The 1900-nt window shown below is 52.3% G+C and carries 3 protein-coding genes; 2 read left to right on the plus strand and 1 reads right to left on the minus strand.

Annotated features, from left to right (window positions below):
• On the minus strand, positions 1–187 hold a 187-nt coding region (locus IGR76_17435), incomplete at its 3' end, for a transposase (GenBank protein MBF2080243.1).
• 268 nt (positions 188–455) lie between these two features.
• Here IGR76_17435 and IGR76_17440 point away from each other — a divergent pair.
• A complete protein-coding gene (locus IGR76_17440; protein MBF2080244.1) occupies positions 456–1631 on the plus strand; it encodes a branched-chain amino acid ABC transporter permease in 1176 nt (391 codons plus the stop codon).
• Positions 1632–1640: 9 nt separating this feature from the next.
• The coding region (locus IGR76_17445) for an urea ABC transporter permease subunit UrtC (GenBank protein ID MBF2080245.1) at positions 1641–1900 on the plus strand (260 nt) is incomplete at its 3' end.

Consider the following 1900-nt stretch of genomic DNA (forward strand, 5'->3'; position numbering starts at 1 on the left):
CTTTGACGGTCGCCATTGTTTGAATCGCAAGGTCACTATAAAGAACTGACGCGCCGGGTTTGCCGCTCAACTCCTCGACCACCCACTGCCCCAGCACAGATTCTTCGATCCAGAAGGTGAGGCTTCCCCTAGCCTTCAATCCAGCGTTATACTCTGACCAGTTGCGGATGCGGTATTGAGGTTTCATGGCAGGTTTTATGTGTGATAACTGAAATTTACCATGCCTCTCCTGCCCGCAACCCCTCTTTCATGCAACAACGCCGTCTATCACTATGAATGAAGAATCGTAACTTCACGGGTGCAATCTCAAAACAAGGGTGCTAATTTGAAAGCAGGCACAAACAGGTTGATGGTTTCAAAGACCTGACAGGGCAAGGACTTGAGCGAGTGCCTCCGGCTCACTTCCAAGCAACTCTATTTATTCAGGGAGAGGGCGATCGCCCGTCCAGCGGCTCATGTTTACTCAACTCATCAGTAGCGTATTTGATGGAATTGGGATTGCCTCCGTGCTGCTTATTGTGGCGCTAGGATTGGCGATTGTATTTGGACTCATGGGGGTGATTAACCTCGCCCACGGAGAGTTGATGATGTTGGGCGCGTACACAACCTACGTGGTGCAAAACGTGTTCAAACAGTTCGACAGTCCAGCCTTGATGAATATCTATATCTTTGTGGCGATTCCATTAGCGTTCCTAGTGGCCGCGTTAGTCGGCTTAGCCCTGGAAAAGAGCGTGATCTGCTACCTCTACGGACGTCCTCTGGAAACGCTGCTGGCAACTTGGGGCGTCAGCCTGATTCTGCGCCAGTTTGTCCGCAGCGTGAATACCGCCATGATTATTGGCATTGTGATCTTCTGTGTTCTGTTCTTTGGGGGGCAGTGGGCGCTGAAAAAATTTGCCGACTGGGATCGAGTCCGACCCTGGGCAATGCCAACGCTGTCTATTCTGTCGAGTGCGATCGCCCTCTTAAGCATGTATTTAATGAACCAGGCCTCCCTTAAATGGTTGACGAGCCTTTGGTTTAGCGCTCGCAACGTAGACGTAACCGCTCCCCCTTGGCTTCGAGGCGGATTGGCGATTGGTAATGGCATTCAGCTTCCCTATGCGCGGGTTTTCATCATTGTATTAACGGCTCTCTGTGTCCTTGGCATCTACTGGTTCTTAAATCGTTCTGCCTGGGGACTCCGCATTCGTTCCGTCACCCAAAACCGGAATATGAGTGCCTGTTTAGGGATCCCAACAGGAACCGTTGATGCCCTCACCTTTGCCCTTGGTTCCGGGTTGGCGGGTATTGCCGGATTTGCCGTGACGCTGCTCGGTTCCGTAGGGCCAAACCTGGGAGGCAACTACATCGTGGATGCGTTCATGGTGGTGGTGGTCGGTGGCGTCGGTAAGATTTTGGGCAGTATTGTGGCGGCGTTGGCGATCGGCGTTTTGACCTATGTAATTGGTTCCGGAACCATCCCCCTTTTGCTCTCCCCCTACCCAGCCTTACAGCCCATCACGGATTTCTTCACTTTCTTTGCCACCACCAGCATGGCAAAGGTGATGGTCTTTGCGCTGATTATTGTGTTCTTGCAGTTTCGTCCGGCGGGGATCTTTCCCCAGAAAGGGCGAATGGTGGACGCTTAAGGAGGGGATATGGCCACCGATACGCGTTCTGGAACATTGGCGACCAAGGGCAAGCAGCGCCGCGCCCTTTGGCTCGAAATCGGCATCGTTGCGGCGATCGCCATCCTCCTTATTTTCATCATGCCTGCTATCATTCCAGCCTTCCGTTTGAAATTGCTGGGACGCTTCCTATCATTGGCGATCGTAACCTTGGGGATTGACCTGATTTGGGGATATACAGGTCTCCTTAGTTTGGGGCATGGCATTTTCTTTGCCTTAGGGGGATATGC

Source organism: Synechococcales cyanobacterium T60_A2020_003 (assembly GCA_015272205.1).
Lineage (GTDB): Bacteria > Cyanobacteriota > Cyanobacteriia > RECH01 > RECH01 > JACYMB01.